10 protein-coding genes are annotated in these 15,923 nt (G+C 62.8%); 4 read left to right on the top strand and 6 right to left on the bottom strand.

Annotation, left to right across the window (positions count from 1 at the left end):
- Positions 1–133: 133 nt before the first annotated feature.
- The 5 genes from ASD03_RS31790 to ASD03_RS31770 all read right to left on the bottom strand — a co-directional run bounded on the left by ASD03_RS31790 (position 134) and on the right by ASD03_RS31770 (position 10,292).
- Complete coding sequence (locus ASD03_RS31790; RefSeq protein WP_057218121.1) at positions 134–745, bottom strand: LysE family translocator; 612 nt, start codon at positions 743–745, stop codon at positions 134–136.
- A 207-nt stretch (positions 746–952) separates the two neighbouring features.
- Positions 953–1,612 carry a response regulator transcription factor gene (locus ASD03_RS31785; protein WP_057211243.1) on the bottom strand — a complete coding sequence of 220 codons (660 nt, stop codon included), beginning with the start codon at positions 1,610–1,612 and terminating at the stop codon, positions 953–955.
- A 317-nt stretch (positions 1,613–1,929) separates the two neighbouring features.
- Positions 1,930–4,011: a penicillin-binding protein 1C gene (gene pbpC, locus ASD03_RS31780; RefSeq protein WP_057218119.1), complete on the bottom strand. Its 2,082-nt coding sequence runs from the start codon at positions 4,009–4,011 to the stop codon at positions 1,930–1,932.
- An 8-nt stretch (positions 4,012–4,019) separates the two neighbouring features.
- A complete protein-coding gene (locus tag ASD03_RS31775) occupies positions 4,020–9,470 on the bottom strand; it encodes an alpha-2-macroglobulin family protein (RefSeq protein WP_057218304.1) in 5,451 nt (1,816 codons plus the stop codon).
- Between the two features lie 156 nt (positions 9,471–9,626).
- On the bottom strand, positions 9,627–10,292 hold the full coding sequence (locus ASD03_RS31770) for a GntR family transcriptional regulator (protein WP_025428611.1): 666 nt from the start codon (positions 10,290–10,292) through the stop codon (positions 9,627–9,629).
- Positions 10,293–10,574: 282 nt separating this feature from the next.
- Here ASD03_RS31770 and ASD03_RS31765 point away from each other — a divergent pair, with 282 nt between their 5' ends.
- Entirely contained in the window at positions 10,575–11,606 is a 1,032-nt protein-coding gene (locus ASD03_RS31765) for a proline racemase family protein (RefSeq protein WP_057218117.1), read from the top strand.
- 53 nt (positions 11,607–11,659) lie between these two features.
- Here ASD03_RS31765 and ASD03_RS31760 read toward each other — a convergent pair whose 3' ends face one another.
- Positions 11,660–12,241 carry a helix-turn-helix transcriptional regulator gene (locus tag ASD03_RS31760; RefSeq protein ID WP_082557453.1) on the bottom strand — a complete coding sequence of 194 codons (582 nt, stop codon included), beginning with the start codon at positions 12,239–12,241 and terminating at the stop codon, positions 11,660–11,662.
- Positions 12,242–12,471: 230 nt separating this feature from the next.
- On the opposite strand from ASD03_RS31760, the gene ASD03_RS31755 reads away from it, so the two are divergent.
- The 3 genes from ASD03_RS31755 to ASD03_RS31745 all read left to right on the top strand — a co-directional run bounded on the left by ASD03_RS31755 (position 12,472) and on the right by ASD03_RS31745 (position 15,922).
- A complete protein-coding gene (locus ASD03_RS31755; RefSeq protein ID WP_025428614.1) occupies positions 12,472–14,049 on the top strand; it encodes an ABC transporter substrate-binding protein in 1,578 nt (525 codons plus the stop codon).
- Positions 14,050–14,114: 65 nt separating this feature from the next.
- Entirely contained in the window at positions 14,115–15,056 is a 942-nt protein-coding gene (locus tag ASD03_RS31750; protein ID WP_025428615.1) for an ABC transporter permease, read from the top strand.
- Positions 15,053–15,922 (top strand): ABC transporter permease, encoded by an 870-nt coding sequence (locus tag ASD03_RS31745; RefSeq protein WP_025428616.1) that lies wholly within the window; start codon positions 15,053–15,055, stop codon positions 15,920–15,922. Before ASD03_RS31750 ends, ASD03_RS31745 begins: the two co-directional genes overlap by 4 nt.
- Position 15,923 lies beyond the last annotated feature (1 nt).

Genomic DNA, 15,923 nt, shown 5'->3' with positions numbered 1-15,923 from the left:
TCTCGCACGGACGTCATCCATAGCCTTGCGATGGCATCCGAAGGACTTCGAGCTTTGCGCTGACGTTCAAGGCCCGGATATCATCGCCGAAACAATCGGGATAGGAAAGGGTTTGATCGCAAGACCCCTCGTGTCAGACGGACTGCGTTGCCAGCATCATGCCGAGGCCGATGAGGATCGAACCGCATGCCCGCGGGACCAGGCTGCTCTGGCCGGTGAAGCGACCAAGGGTCAGGGATGCGAGTATCACAGCGGCGACATCAGCGGCCGACAACGCCAGATTGACCAGCATGCCGAAGACCAGGAACTGCAGCGAGACTGGCATTGCCGCTGCGGGGTCGACGAATTGCGGCAGGAACGTCACGAAGAACAAGGCCGTCTTCGGGTTGAGGATTTCGACGAGGATGCTGTCGCGCAGCACGCCGGGCTTGGCATCGGTCTTATGCGTATCATGCTTGCCGATGCCGAGCAGCATCATGCCGCCAAGCCAGACCAGATAGACGGCGCCGGCAAGTTTGATTGCCGCATAGACAAACGGTGCATGGCTGAGAAGGGCGGCAAGCCCGAGGGTTGCGGCTGCAATATGCACATAGCAGCCGATATGGATGCCGAATGCGGCCAAAAAACCGGCTTTGCGGCCATGCGCCAAGGTCTGCGCCGTCATGTAGAGAATGGCGGGCCCCGGCATGCAGGCAAAGATCGCCGTAGCGACCGCAAACGAAATCCAGTGCTCGATCGAGGGCATCGCAGTTCCTCCGGTTTGCCGGCTGCCCCTCCGGCAGCGTGGCATTCGGCCCGACCCCGTCGGTGCGGAATCGGGTCGGCAGAGAACTACGCTTGGTTGTAGATCGGCGACATACGGCAGGTGCCGTATTTCGGAGCCTCGAACCTGCGGCCAATGATGTGGTGGTTAAGGGAATGTCACCGCTGGAGCCGGCGCGGCATGCGGATTTCAGCCAATGGGCAGGCCGATGCGCACAGCGTAGGCGGCGAGTTCGGCAGCGCTATGCAGGCTGAGCTTGCGCATCAGGTTTTCGCGGTGCTTGCGCGCGGTGAGCGGGCTGATGCCAAGCCGTTCGGCAATCTCGCGAGCCGTCAGGCCCTGAGCCGCGAGCGAAAGGATCTGCATCTCCCGCCGGGTCAGGGGAATGGGCGAAAGCGCTTCGTCGGTCGCGGACGGCAAGGTCCGTCGCTCCGGGTGGCTGACGGCAAAGCGTATCGATTGTGCGAGGTAGATTTCGTTGGCGCCAAGCGCGTCAACGGCAGAGGCAAGCTCGGCCGGGTCGCCGTTCTTCGTGAGATAACCGCTTGCGCCCGCATCTATGGCGGCGCGGACCGTTCGCGGTTCGATATTGGCGGTCAGCACTAGGATCTTCATTCTCGGAGCCAGTTCCCTGATGTCGGCGATGAACTGGATGCCTGCCACGCCCGGCATGCCGAGATCGAGGGTCAGAAGGTCTGCCGGCTCACTTCTCGCAAGCGCCAACACGGCTTCGCCGTCGGCGGCCTCGGCAACCACAGATATGCCCGCCATCGTCGAAAGTAGCATCTTCAAGCCTTCGCGAACGATGGCATGGTCGTCGGCAACGATGACGTTCATGGCCTTCGACATTTCAGCAATCCTTCATTGATATCAGCAATTGTCCGCAACCATAAACAGGTTCGCGTGCGGAGGCGATGCAAACAGCGTGAGCGACTGCAACCTCTCCTGATAGAACTACTATTTCGTCAATCTTACGCGGTGCTGGTCGCAAATTTGGTCATTCCACTACCGGTTGCCATTGATCCGAAGGAGTGGATGCGGTGAGACCCGTTGGCGGGATGCACCGTAACCCTCCATACGCGGACAGTCGGGCGCCTCGGCGGTATTCTGACCGTTCACGCCGGGTCGAGCGACGTGCGCAAACTGCAGCCGACTGAGGGTCTCATCTATTCGATAAAGACGCGCACGCTGGCGGCCCGACCCACGGCGTCGATGACCGTGAGGGTGGAATAGCCGGCGCCATCGGGCTGCCATTGCGTCGTCCGCCGGCGGGTCGGATCGGGCAACGGCTTGCCATTTGCGAGCCACCGGAAGGGCGCGCGGCCGCCCTGCAGCTTCAAAGTAAGCGGTGACATGGTCTCATGGTCGATGCCAAGTTCGACACGCGCGCCCTCGGGCGGAAAGACGATCTGTGGCGCCGGCTCGCGCGCCGAGGCGTTGACGAGGCCGCTTGCGGTCATCGAGAAGCGGCGCTGGCTGATCGGCAGCTCGATTTGGGAGATGCGCACAGCGCCCGGCGGTGCATCCGGCAGCGGCGTGATCGGCAATCCGGATTTGGCAAAGCCTTCAAAAAGAATGGGCGCGGCCGCGCCATAGCCGGTCAGCCCCGGAACGGCGCCATTGTCCGGCCGCCCGACCCAGACCCCGAGCACATAACGGCCGTCGTAGCCGACCGACCAGGCGTCGCGATAGCCATAGCTGGTGCCGGTCTTGTAGGCGATGCCGCGCTGCCGGCTTCCCGCCGGCGGCAAGACGGCCGAGAGCACATCCGAGACATGCCAGGCGGAAACGGGCGAAAGCAGCGGTTCGCCGTCGATCAGACCGGCCGTGCCGGTGATGCCATCGCCGAGCCGCACCGGGAAGCCGCGATTGGCAAGACCAGCATAGAGCTGCACGAGATCGCGCAGCGTCAGGCCGACCCCGCCAAGGCCGATTGCCAGCCCGGGTGCCTCGCCTGCGGGCAGCACAGGCTTCACCTCGGCGCGGCGGAACCTGACCATCAGCCGGGCAGGGCCGACGACGTCGAGCAGGCGAATGGCCGGAACGTTGAGCGACAGTTGCAACGCCTGGCGCACGCTGACGTCGCCTTGGTAGCTCATGTCGAAATTGCGCGGGCGGTAACCGAAGAAATCGGCCGGTCGATCCTCGATAATGGTTTCCTGGCTGACCAGGCCCTCCTCGAAGGCGAGACCGTAGATGAAGGGTTTTAGCGTCGAACCGGGCGAGCGGGTGATCCGCGTCATATCGATCCAGCCCGAGCGGCTCGCGTCGAAATAATCGGCCGAGCCGACTTCGCCGATGATCTCGCCCGTGCGTGCGTCGGCCATGATCATGGCGACGGACACTCTCGGTCCCAGTTTGGCCGCTCCCTCGCGCGCAACCGCTTCGAGGCCGCGCTGGACATTGCGGCGCAGCGTCGTGTGATGCTGCACGGCCGTCGGTTGCTTGCGCAGCGCCGTCTCGGCCAGATGGGCGGCATAGGCCGGCAACTGAAGGCGGCGGTTCGGAATGGCCGTCATCGCGGCCCGTTCAGCTTCGCCTTCGCCGATCACGTCGGCAACCGCCATCCGAGTCAGGACGCGCTTGCGGGCAGCTTCGGCTGCGGCGTGGTTGCGGTCCGGCCGGCGCTTTTCCGGCAATTGCGGCAGCGCCACCAGCAGCGCGGCTTCGCCTACAGATAGTCGCTTCGGCTCCTTGCCGAACCAGGCCAGGCTTGCGGCGCGCACCCCCTCAAGATTGCCGCCATAGGGTGCGTGGCTGAGATAAAGGTCGAGAATCTGGTCCTTGGACAGCCGACGCTCGATCTGGATCGCGCGCGCAATCTGAAGCAGCTTGGCCGCAATGCTTCGTTGTTCGCGCGGTTCGATCAGCCGCGCCACCTGCATCGAAAGGGTGGAGGCGCCGGAAACGATGCGGCCGTTGGTGACGAACTGCAGCGCGGCGCGGCCGAGCGCCAGGAAGTCGATGCCGGCGTGCTCGCGAAACCGCTGGTCCTCATAGGCAACCAGCATCCGCAGAAACTGCGGGTCGACGTCACCGACAGTCGTGTTCAGCCGCCAGAGACCGTCAGGTGTTGCAAAGGCCCTGAGCAATTGGCCGTCGACGTCGAGAACCTCGCGAGACACGATGCCAGCCGCTCCCAGTGGCGGCGGAAATGCCTGGTCAGCCTTGTCGAGCGCAAAGGCAGACAGCCCCGTCAGCAACAGGCCGACGGGGATCGCGATCAGCAATTTTTGCCTTATCGACATTATCGGGCCTATTGGGCTGCCAGAACCTCCATACGCCCTGTCGCGGTGCGCGCCGAGAACTGCGGCCGGTACATGTCTTCGACGCTTGCGGCAGGATGATCGTAGACACCGGGGTTCACCGCGCGGACGACATAGGCGAGCGTCAGCTCGCGGCTATCGCCGGTAGCGCGGTCGAAGGCGGCGACGAAGCGATCGTTGCGGAACTCCGTATGCGTCGCGGTAATCTCGCCGAGCCATTCGAAGTTCGTCAGCTGGGCGCTGTCGACCAGGCTCGGGTTATCGATCTGGAAACCGGCCGGCAAAAGGTCCGAAACAAGCACGCGGGACGGCCAATCGTTGGTTTCGGTGACCTTCAGCACCACGACATAGCGCTCGTTCTGCCTGGCTTGGCTGACATTGGCTTCGGCACCATCGAGTGTGTAATAAGTGCGCTCGATGGCAAAGCCGTCACCGCCGGCCGACAGTGGCTGAGCCGGGGCAGCAACCGTGGTGACCACCGCAGAGACGGCGTCCGCCCCCTCGTTCTTGATCACCACCGGATGAGACAGAAGCGCATCGCCGGGCATCCGCGCGGCGTAGCCGCCGGTCTTCGACGCGCCATTGACGTCAAGCAGCATGCCCTCGTCGCCGCCCTGAACGGCACGGGCGGCAAGCAGCATCCAGGCCTGTTCCTGCGTGCTGGTATATTTCTTCTGCTCCCATTGCCGTGCCACGATCTTCGACAGTTCCGGAATGATCGGCGGAACCGGACGGCTTTCGGCGGCCAGAGCCAGGACGGCCGCGTCGTCGCGCAGCGAAGAACCGTAGTCGGAACGCGACAGGCTGACATTGACGAGGCCGGTCGACATGTTGGCCGAGGACGCAAAGATTTCCTGTGACCGCTGGGCATCGCCGTAGAGCGCCAGCGCCGCTGCGACCTGAGCCTTGGCCAATGGCGTCGGGAAATCATTGATCAGCGTGTTGGCGTAATAGCGGATGTCGTTGACGGCGGCCTTGCGGTTGCGTGCGAGCACATAGAGCGCATAGGCGATCTCGTTGCCGCGATCCTTGACATTGGTGTCATAGCCGAGGCCGTTCTGCAGGTTTTCCAGTGCCTGCACCATCGCTGCCTCAGGCACGTCGTACTTCTGTTCACGTGCGCGTGTCAGGAAGTCGGTGACATAGGCGTCGAGCCAGAGGTCCCCATAGCCCGGCCCCCACAGGCCGAAGCTGCCGGACGACGACTGGTTGGAGAGCACGCGGTAGATCGCTTCCTGCACCCGCTTGGTCACTTCGCCGTCATCGGGAAGGCCGGACTGCTTGGCCAATTCACTCATATAGAGAAGCGGCAGCGCCCGGCTCGTCGTCTGCTCGGTGCAGCCATAGGGGTAGCGGTCGAGCGCCATCAGGATGGCGGGAATGTCGAAGGCCGCAGACCGGGTGACGCTCAGCGAAACCGACGCGCCCTGGAGCACGCTGTCTGCCAGCAACTGGCCGTCGATCGTCAGGCTGCTGCCCGCCGCAAGGTTGACCACCTGTCGCTGCGTGACCGGCAGTGTGGCCGGGCGCACCGGAATGTTGAGCGCCTGTTCGAGCGAAAGTCCGGAGGCGCCGGTGAGCTGGACAGTAACGAGCCCGTCGCCTGTGTGTTGGCCGACCAGCGGCAGCGTCAGAACCGATTTGCCGCCCTGTTCGAGGCGTACCGTTTCGCTGGCGCCGGTCTGTTCCACCGTCACCGGTCCGTTGGTGGTCAGTTGTACTTGGTAGTCACCGGCCGGAGCGTCGGTGTTTGCGATGTCGAGCCGCAGTTCGGCGCGGTCTCCCGGCGCAAGGAAGCGCGGCAGGCTCGCCGTCACGACGATCGGGTCGCGGATGACGACGTCGCGGACAGCATGGCCGACGCCGGACTTCGTCCAGGCGACGCTCATGATCCGCGCCGTGCCGTTGAACTGCGGAATATCGAAGCTGACGGTCGCCTTGCCATCGGCGTCGAGCTTCACCGGACCTTCGAAGAACGCCACCAGCTTTTCGGTGGGCGGGCTTCCCTGCAGCGCGACCTGGCCGCCGTCGCCGCCGGTGCGCAATTTGCCGGTCGCCCCAAGCGAGCCATCGATCAAGCGACCGTAGAGATCGCGCATTTCGAGCCCGAGCTGGCGCTGGCCGAAATACCAGGCGGCAGGATCCGGAGCTTCATAGCGGGTCAGGTTCAGGATGCCGACGTCGACCGCGGCAATCGTGACATAGGCTTCTTCGTTGGCGCCGGCCCCTGCCACCTGCAGGCTGATATCGAGCGGCTTGCGCGGTTCGGTCTTTTCGGGCGCTTCGATGGCCACGGCAAGCTTGCGCTCAGCGGGATCAACGGTCAGCCATTTGATGCCAATCGCGCGCATAGGCATGCGGCTTTCCTGTGCATCACCAGGCCGATAGAGTGTCGCGGTGACATAGGCGCCGGCCCCCCAATCGGCGGTGACGGGCAAATCGATCTCGCCACCCTCGGCGACAATCGTCGCGCTCTTTGTCGTGATCAGGCCTTCCGTGCCGACGGTTACCAGCAGTTCACCGGCAAAACGCGGTGAAACCTTGAGCTTGGCGGTTTCGCCGACGGCGTAGTTTTCCTTGTCGAGCGCGATTTCGAGGCCATCGGGCGTTTCGGTCGATGTCGATGCGACATACCAGCCGGCATCGAATTCGACGCTCGATGTCGGTCCGTCGAGGGCCGCCGTCTCGACTTCGAGACGGTAGCGGCCCCAGCCGACGGGCACGGCGATCTCGCCTCCATCGGCGGTCACGTCGAGCGTGCCGTTCGCAACCTGCTTGGTGGTGACCACCGGCTCGTATTTCCAGGCGGTTCCGTCTCGGTACCATTGATAGTTGCGCTCGACGCTGATCAGCTTCCAGAGCGCACCCGGCATGGCGGCCCTGGCACCGTCGGGGTCGATGGCGATCACGCGGAACTTGCCGACGGAGTTTTCCTGAAGGTCGCCCGAAAACTCGGGTTTGATGCCGATCATCGCGCCTTCCGGCTTTACCGGCAGCGTCAAGGATCGTTCGACGGCGCGACCGCCGGCCTCGCGCATCCGCACGGTGACATTGGCGTTGAGCAGTTGCGTCGTCGACGGCACTTCGCTCAAAGCCACGTCGAAGGTCGACTTGCCGTCGTCATCGAGAGCCGTCAGGTCCTCAAGCGGCAGACGCGTGTCCTCGCTCGCCTCTTCGTCGGCAAGGCCGAAGAAATATCCCTTGAAGGCAGCACTTTCGCGCGTCGGCTTCAGAACCACTTCGCCCTCAAGCTCGAGGCCGGCGGCCGGTGCGCCATAGAGATAGCGTCCATCGACCACGACTTGTACCGGTTCGCCGACAGCGATCTCCTTTGCTTCGCTCGTCAGATCGAACTCCGTGCGGTCCGGCACGAAATCGTCGACTAGAAACTGCTTCTCGCCGATCGGCGAGGCCTTGGGATCAGTGAAGATCTGCATCGTCCAGGTGCCACGCATGGCGTTTTCCTGAACATCGAGATCGAGCGTGTGGCCGCCGAGCTTGCCGCCGTCGCTGATCATCCTGCGGTATTCGACGCCGTCAGGGCGCAGGAACACGAAGGTGAGCGGCAGATTCTCGATGGCCTCGCCATTAACGTCTCGCGCAAGTGCTGACGCGTGCACCGTCTCGCCGACGCGGTAGATGCCGCGCTCCGTCCAGGCGAGGACGTCGATGGCGCCGGGCGCCGCACGGCCGGTGACCCCACGATCCGACAGGTCGAATCCCGCCCTCGTCATGTCGAGGAAAACGAAGTCGTCTTCGCCGCTCTTGGCTGTGATTACGGCCGGGGTCAGGGCGGAGGTGCCGCGGATGAGACCAGCGGTGAAGGTGGCGCGGCCGTCGCCATCCGTCGTTGCCGTGCCGAGGATTTCGTTGTTCTTGGCGACAAGCTGCAGCTCGACACCTTCGATCGGCTTTGCGGTTGCGAGCGATCGGGCAAAGACGTTCAGGCCGTCGGTGCCGGCATAGGTCGACACGCCGATGTCGGAGACGACGAACCATTGGGTAGCGCGGGCGTCCCAATCCTGGCTGAGGCCGGTTTCGGATGCTGCGGTCAGCACGTAGACGCCGGCTTTGCGCTTCGGCAATGCTTCATCGACCGGGAAGCTGGTGACCACTTCCTTGTTGAGGACGCTGTCGATGGCGATCGAACCTTCCCAGACCAGTTCTCCGCTTTCGTCTTGAATGCGCTGGGCGCTGTAGCCGTCGATTTGCGTCAGGAACTGCGAGTTCTGCAGCACCTGCGCCAGGCTGCGATCGCCGATGCGGTAGAGCTTGAGCTTGGCGCTGTCGGTGTTGACGGAAACCAGCGGAATGCCGCGGCGCGCGGTCGAGGGCAGCACGAAGCTGTCGCCGGTAAAGCGCACGACCTGGCCGCGATCCTTGACGTAGACCTCAAGAGTGACCGGCGCCTCAAGCACTTCATCGACCGACGAGGGCAGGCCGGTGCGCAGCGTCAGCTTGTAACGCTGGCCATGCGACAGACCCTCAACGCAAATCTGGTCGCCCTTGGCTTCCACTGCTTTCGGGGCAGCGCCGTCTAGTGTGACGAAGGAGGCATAGTCGGCGCCGCTCTTTAGTAGCTGCTCCGAAAACTGCACGCAGGCGCGCGGCGAGGCGCTATCGGCATCAACGGTGTTTTCGATGACGCGGAAGCGCTTGCGTTCCTTCAGGTCGAGGTAGGCGGTCTCGACCGTTTTTGATTGCACCAGTTCGAGGCTGGCCTTGTAGGCATTGAGGGCGCCGCGGAAATTCTCGGCATTTTCCAGCGCCTTGGCGAGAACGGCCAGCGCATGGGCGCGGCTTTCTGCGGTCCGCGTCAGCTGATAGCCGTTGATCGCCGCAAGGGCGGCTTGCGTCGCGACATCGGTATTGCCGGTGACGCGATTTGCCGTGCGCGCCGTTTCAAGCCACAACTCGCTGTCATCAGGGGTGATCGCAAGCGCGCCCTGGAACGCCTTCAATGCACCGTCGATAATGCCCGATTCCGCCTGCGCGCGCGCCGTTTCGATCAGGTTGTTGACACCGAAGCCCTGCTGATCGTCGGCAAGTGAAAGGTTCGCCTTGGCGTCGCGCGCATCCTGAAGGATCTGGTCGGAGAGAAACGAGAGTCGCGGCGGCGCGCCGAGGTCCGGCTGCACGGCCTGCGCCTGGACGATCTTGCCGGCGATGGCGCCGGGGAAGTCGTTCAACTGATTGAAGTCGGACTTCAGGAAGCACCATTTCACCTTGGGATTGTAGGTGAATGCGCGGCAGGATTGGTCCGCGATGCAGGCGGTCTCGCACTGATCCAGCGAGACATTCTGTTCGGTTCGCAGATCGAAGCCGAAATAGTCACCGTCCTGGGTGATCTCGACCTGACGGCCGGTCTCAGCCGAAAAAGCCGGATATCCGGCGGCCAAAACAGAAACAAGAAGAGCGGAAAGGCCGAAAAACGCGCGCACAGACATAAGTCCTCCCAACGCAGCCGGTCTCGATAGGGCTTCACTTTTTCAAGGTTCCTGATGCCTTGTCAACCACGGACGTTCAAGAGTTGGACGACAATTTACGCGAGAGCGAGCAACATGTCCTAGTGAGGCGGCGCCACTGCGAATGGGCGCCTATCTTCTCTGCTCCTTCAGGAAAACGACGAGCGAACGGCCGGCGTCGAGGATGTGATCCCGGGTGAGCGACGATGCCAGATCGGCGTCACCTTTGGCGCAGGCATTGAGGATCGCCTCATGCTCGCGCGCTGCGCGCTTCATGCCATCCGTCAGCGTCAGCTGCGCGCGCAGATAACGATCGATGCGGTCGAGCGAGGCGCGCACGATCTGCAGGTAGTAAGGCCGCCGCGCGGCCTCATAGAGGCTGTAGTGGAAGTTCCGGTTGGTTTCGCCCCACTTCGCCGAATCGGATTCCTTGCCGAACTCGTCGCAATGCCTGCGGGCGAGTTCGAGCGTCCTTCGATCCATATTGGGCACGGCAAGCCGGATCACCTCCGCCTCCAGCAGAGCGCGAAATTCGAAGATCTCTTCGATCTCTTCGATCGAAAGGCCGGCAACGACAGCGCCTTTGTAGCGTTGCGTCGTGATCAACCCGTGCTGTTCAAGGCGCGAAAGCGCTTCGCGCACGGGGATGCGGCTGGTGTTGAACATCTGGGCGATCTGGTCCTGCCGCAGGTTCTCCCCCTCGGCAAGCGCACCCTCGATGATCGCCTTGCGCAATGCCTCGTAGACGATATCGGCTGCGGAAGCGGCTTGCCTGACATCAACGGCATCGAGTTTCATCGCGTCTAAACCCCGGCGGCTTTGTGTCCCTGACAGTGCGGAAACTGCTGTGGTTCTGGTCATAGGTCCATTCTCTTGGTCGGGCAACAGAGGTCGCGGCTTTGCGCAAAATATCGTATATTTCAGATTGTATATTGGATCCAATCTTTCTATGACTGGTCCCACGTCGGCTGCGGCGGCCGTTTGGTCACCGAAAAGAGAGCCAGTCTCCCGAGTGTCGGCGTACAGATATCAAGGCATGGCATGTGGATGCGGTCCGCATGCATCGCGTGGAGGCGAAAGATGCGCAGCAGCAAGGTCATTCATATTGTTTCCTGCCACGCCGAGGGTGAAGTCGGCGATGTCATCGTCGGCGGCGTTGCGCCACCGCCGGGCAAGACGCTGTGGGAGCAGCGACGCTTCATCGCCGAGGATCAGACCTTGCGCAATTTTGTGCTCAACGAACCGCGTGGCGGTGTTTTCCGCCACATCAACCTGCTGGTGCCGCCAAAGGATCCACGCGCGACTATGGGCTTCATCATCATGGAGCCTGAAGACACGCCGCCGATGTCCGGGTCCAACTCGATCTGCGTTTCGACCGTCCTGCTCGACAGCGGCATCGTGCCGATGCAGGAGCCGGAGACGAGAATGGTGCTGGAGGCGCCCGGCGGGCTCGTCGATGTCGTTGCCACCTGCCGCAACGGCAAGGCCGAGCGCATCACCGTCACCAACGTCCCGTCCTTTGCCGGCAAACTCGATGCCAAGATCGAGGTGGAAGGGCTCGGCACACTCACCGTCGACACCGCCTATGGCGGCGACAGCTTCGTCATCACCGATGCTCGTACATTCGGCTTCTCCGTGACGCCGGATGAAGCGCGCGAGCTTGCCGAGACCGGCATCAAGATCACGCGCGCAGCCAATGAGCAGCTCGGCTTCGCGCATCCGGAAAACCCGGAATGGGCACATATCTCGTTCTGCCAGCTGACGCTGCCGGTGGAAGAGCGCGATGGCGTCCTGCACGGACGCAACACAGTGGTGATCCAGCCGGCAAAGCTCGACCGGTCGCCGACCGGCACCGGCTGCTCCGCGCGGATGGCGGTGCTTCACGCGCGCGGGCAGATCAAGGTTGGCCAGCGTTTTGTCGGCCACTCGATCATCGATTCGACGTTCGATTGCCGCATCGTCGGCGAAACGACGGTTGGCGGGCGCCCAGCGATCGTTCCGGAAATTTCCGGTCGCGCCTGGGTCACCGGCACACATCAGGTGATGCTCGATCCGGCCGACCCGTGGCCATCAGGCTATCGGCTCGCGGATACCTGGCCGCGCAAACAATAGGCCCCCGAGCGGGTTATTCCTCGGCAATGATGCGCGTGGTGCCGACCCAGAGTTCACGAGCCGGCCCTGCGCCGATGTTGCGGGCGCGGTGCGGTAGCGACGAGGGGAAGTGCAGGGTGTCGCCCGCTTTCAGGACATATTCCTTGCCGTCGATCTCGTAGAGCATTTCGCCTATCAATCAGATAGAGGAAATCCTCGCCCTCGTGGCTGGTCAGCTCGGAAGCGTAGCCGGCCGGCATGTGGGTGATGCAGCCGTTGAGTTGGGCGCCGGGAAAGCCGCGCTCGAGCAGTTCATAGACACGCTCCTTCGTCTCGACATTGTAACCGCGGCGTTCGCCGGCGTGAGACACAATGGAATGGGCGTGCTGCGGCGGCTGCGACAGGAACGTATCGACGCTGGTGCCGAGCGCATTGGCGACATTGTAGAGCGAGATCAGCGAGGGGGTTGAAATACCTCTTTCGATCTGGCTGATGAAGCCCTCCGTGAGGCCGGCTTCACGCGCGACCTGCTTCATCGTCTTGCCGATTTCCTTGCGGCGGGCGCGCAGCATCTGGCCGATCGTTGCGGCCACAGGCATGTCGGTGAGGGGGGCGCCGGCGTCTGCCGCTGGCGCCTCATCGGTATCGAGAGGCATGATTTTCTTTCCGCTTGACTCGCGTCTATTGTTGTACTTTAGTCCAGCTAAAGTCGGTTATGCAAGCTGATCAACTCGGCTTAGTACCGCTTTAAAAAGGGGAACAACAAGAATGCCTTCGCTGCAATCCGGACGCAAAGGAAAACGTTCGGAAAAATTGGATCCAATATCCAATTGGTGTGAGGCGTCGTGCCGGCGCTAGCCGGTCGATCAAACAGGAGGAGTGAGAGATGAAACGTTTGTTGCCGATCTTACTGGGTGCCGCCCTTGGGCTGGCCGCGGCCACGTCTGCGCTCGCCATCGAACGTGGCGGTGCGATGACCTTTGCGCGTTATGACGATTCCACGGTCATCGATCCTGTTTATGCCGATCGCAACCCGGACCTCTGGATGGTCACCGGCCTATACGAAACGCTGCTGCGCAACGGCCCGGACGGTTCGATCGTTCCAGGGTTGGCCGAGGGCTATGACGTTGCTGCCGACGGGCTTTCGATCAAGCTCAAGCTGCGCGACGGACTGAAATTCTCCGACGGGTCGGCCCTGACCGGCGCCGACGTGGTGTTTTCCCTTGACCGGGCCCGCAATCCCGAGCTTGGCCCTTGGGCGGGTCTGCTTGGCGCCGTCGACAAAGTCTCCGCCGATGGCAATCAGGTAACGCTGGCGCTCAAGAACCCGGACCCGACCATCGTCTCTATCCTCGCAACCTTCAACACCGGCATCATGCCGCAAGCGGCCTTCGAGAAGGCGGCCGGCGCCAACGATCAGGAAAAGGCGCGTGCCTTCTTCGAGGCCGGCCCGGTCACATCGGGCCCATTCACGATGAAGAGCCGCGTGCAGGGCTCAAGCATGACCTTCGCACGCAATCCCAACTACTGGCGGCCCGGCACGGATGGGCAGCCGCTGCCCTATCTCGATCAGGTCGATTTCGTCATCATCCCAGACGATGCCACCCGCATCCTTAAGCTTCAGGCCGGTGAAGTTGATGCCGCGGAGTTCATTCCTTTCGCTCGCGTTGGCGAACTCAGCGCTGATCCGGCTCTGAAGATGGAGCTCTTTCCCTCGACCCGCATCGTCTACGCACCGATCAATACGCGCGAGACACGCAAGGACGGCTCCAAGAACCCGCTTGCTGATGTAAAAGTGCGGCAGGCGCTGAACTACGCCACCGACAAGAACGTGCTGATCAAGCTCGTCACTTTCGATACCGGCAAACCGATGACGTCGTTGATGTCGGCCGCCACCCAGCTCCATTATGGGCCTGAGCCGCTCTACCCCTACAATCCAGACAAGGCCAAGCAACTGCTTGACGAAGCCGGTCTCGGCGGCGGCTTCGAGGTGAAGTTTACGACGCTTGCCGGCAGCGCCGACGACGCGACCTTGTTCACCGCGCTGCAGCAGATGTGGTCGCCGCTCGGCGTTAATCTCAAGGTCGAACAGGTCGACAATCCGACCCGCGGTGAGAAGAACCGCTCCGGCGACTTCGACATCCACACCTATGGCTGGGCAAACGACGTCAACGACCCGGCGCAGGTGACCGGCTGGCTCGGCTACTACAAGCAGCGCCAGGCCGTGGGCACGGGCTGGAACAATCAGGAGTTCAACACGCTGTTCGAAGCGTCCAACATCGAGGTCGATCCGGCCAAGCGCAAGGACGAGTACAAGCAGATGCAGGAAGTCTATGCAGAGGGCGCGCCGCTGCTCTTCCTGTTCGAGACCCCTTTTGCCGTTGCCGTCTCGAAGTCGATCGAGGGCTACGTGCAGACGCCGCTCGGTGCGAACGACTTCTCCGAGGCCTGGCGGGCCAAGTGACGACAGCCTGAATTCATGATGTTGGGCGGCGAGAGCTGCCCGACATCGCTTACAAGGTTCAATCCATGCCCTCGTTATCCTATCTTCTGGCGCGGTTGCTGCAGATCATCCCGACCTTTCTTCTGGTGATGATCTTCATCTTCCTGCTCGTCCGGCTGCTGCCGGGCGACCCGGCCATCGCCATGGCCGAAGCCAAGGCAACGGACGCGCAACTTGAGCAGATCCGCCACAATCTCGGCCTCGATCAGCCGCTGCCGATCCAGTTTCTCGTCTTCGTCAAGAACACGCTGACCGGCGATCTCGGGCGTTCGATCATGCTGAAGGCGCCCGTGACCGAGATCATCCTCGCGCGCCTGCCGACCACGGTCTTCCTGGCGCTCTATTCCGTTCTGCTGGCGATCTGTCTCGCAGGGCCGCTGGCGTTCCTTGCCGCGTCGCGGGTCAACGGTCCCGTCGATGTTGCAATCCGCAGCGTCTTCCAGGTCGGGCTGTCCATGCCGGTCTTCTACATCGGCCTCGTGCTGTTGACGGTCCTCGCAGCCCAGCTGCGCTGGTTTCCGGTCGGCGGCTACGGAACGGGCTTTCTCGACAATCTTCATCACCTGATCCTGCCGGCGCTCAGCGTCGCGCTTTACACCTCGGCCATCATTCTTCGCAATCTCAGGGCCTCGCTGATCGAGGTGCTCGATGCCGACTACGTGCAGTTCGCCCGCGCCAAGGGGCTTTCGCGGCGCATCGTCATGACCCGGCATGTGCTGCGCAACGCACTGGTCTCCACCGTGACGCTGCTCGGCCTTTCCATCGGCAACCTGATGAGCGGAACGCTGGTCACCGAGACCGTCTTTGCCGTTCCGGGCGTCGGCCGGCTGATGCTGGAGGCGATCTTCGCGCGTGACTATCCGCTGATCCAGGGGCTCACACTCACCTTCGCCGTGCTGGTTTCCGTCGTCTTCTTGCTGACGGACATCGTGCAATCCTGGCTCGATCCGAGGCTTCGTCAGTCATGAGTATCGTCGTGCAATCTCCCATCCGTAAGGCGGGTCGCGTGCGCGCCTTCCTCGGCCGGGCCTTCTTACGACCGTCCTTCGTCATCGGCTTTGCGATCCTCGCGCTGTCGATCGCGCTGGCGCTGTTCCCTGGGATGTTCGCGCCCTACGATCCGCTTGCCTTCGACCTGAGTGCAATCCAGCAGGGGCCGAGCCTCGCCCATCCCTTCGGCACCGACAATTTCGGGCGCGACGTGCTCTCGCGCGTCATCTGGGCCTATCGCGTCGACATGCAGATGGCCTTCTTCGCCACGATCTTCGCACTTCTGATCGGCATGACGGTCGGAGCTTTCGTCGGCTATTACGGTGGCATCGCCGACACCATCTTCGGCCGCTGCGTCGATGCGATCATCACCTTTCCCTTCCTCGTTCTGGTCATCGCCATCGTCGCGGTGCTCGGGCCTGGCCTCGTCAACATGTATGTGGCGATCACCGCGGTGAACTGGGTGTACTACGCCCGTCTCACGCGGGCCGAGATCATGGCGCAAAAGGCCAATGATTATGCCGCGGCCGGCCGCGTGCTCGGTTATTCCGACCGACGCATCATCTTCCGGCATCTGCTTCCCAACGCGATCTCGCCGATCATCGTCTACTGGATGACCGATATGGCGCTCGCCATCCTGCTCGGCTCTTCGCTCGGCTATCTCGGCCTGGGCGCACAGCCACCGGCGGCCGAATGGGGCGTGTTGATCGCCGAAGGCCGCAACTTCCTGCTGACAGCCTGGTGGATGAGCCTGATGCCGGGCATCGCCATCGTGCTCACCGGCCTCGGCTTCAGCCTCGTCGGCGACGCGCTGGCCGATCTGCTTCGACCGAAAGGGCGCTGAC

Source organism: Ensifer sp. Root127 (genome assembly GCF_001425225.1).
GTDB classification, from domain to species: Bacteria; Pseudomonadota; Alphaproteobacteria; order Rhizobiales; family Rhizobiaceae; genus Ensifer; species Ensifer canadensis.
This window is presented reverse-complemented; position numbering and strand designations above follow the sequence as displayed.

What these genes read in the sequence shown, in the direction of transcription:
- ASD03_RS31755 (WP_025428614.1), top strand. Translation starts at nt 12,472, where the DNA reads ATGAAACGTTTGTTGCCGATCTTACTGGGTGCCGCCCTTGGGCTGGCC.
- ASD03_RS31765 (WP_057218117.1), top strand. Translation starts at nt 10,575, where the DNA reads ATGCGCAGCAGCAAGGTCATTCATATTGTTTCCTGCCACGCCGAGGGT.
- ASD03_RS31745 (WP_025428616.1), top strand. Translation starts at nt 15,053, where the DNA reads ATGAGTATCGTCGTGCAATCTCCCATCCGTAAGGCGGGTCGCGTGCGC.
- ASD03_RS31790 (WP_057218121.1), bottom strand. Translation starts at nt 745, where the DNA reads ATGCCCTCGATCGAGCACTGGATTTCGTTTGCGGTCGCTACGGCGATC.
- ASD03_RS31770 (WP_025428611.1), bottom strand. Translation starts at nt 10,292, where the DNA reads ATGAAACTCGATGCCGTTGATGTCAGGCAAGCCGCTTCCGCAGCCGAT.
- ASD03_RS31785 (WP_057211243.1), bottom strand. Translation starts at nt 1,612, where the DNA reads ATGTCGAAGGCCATGAACGTCATCGTTGCCGACGACCATGCCATCGTT.
- ASD03_RS31750 (WP_025428615.1), top strand. Translation starts at nt 14,115, where the DNA reads ATGCCCTCGTTATCCTATCTTCTGGCGCGGTTGCTGCAGATCATCCCG.
- pbpC (WP_057218119.1), bottom strand. Translation starts at nt 4,011, where the DNA reads ATGTCGATAAGGCAAAAATTGCTGATCGCGATCCCCGTCGGCCTGTTG.
- ASD03_RS31760 (WP_082557453.1), bottom strand. Translation starts at nt 12,241, where the DNA reads ATGCCTCTCGATACCGATGAGGCGCCAGCGGCAGACGCCGGCGCCCCC.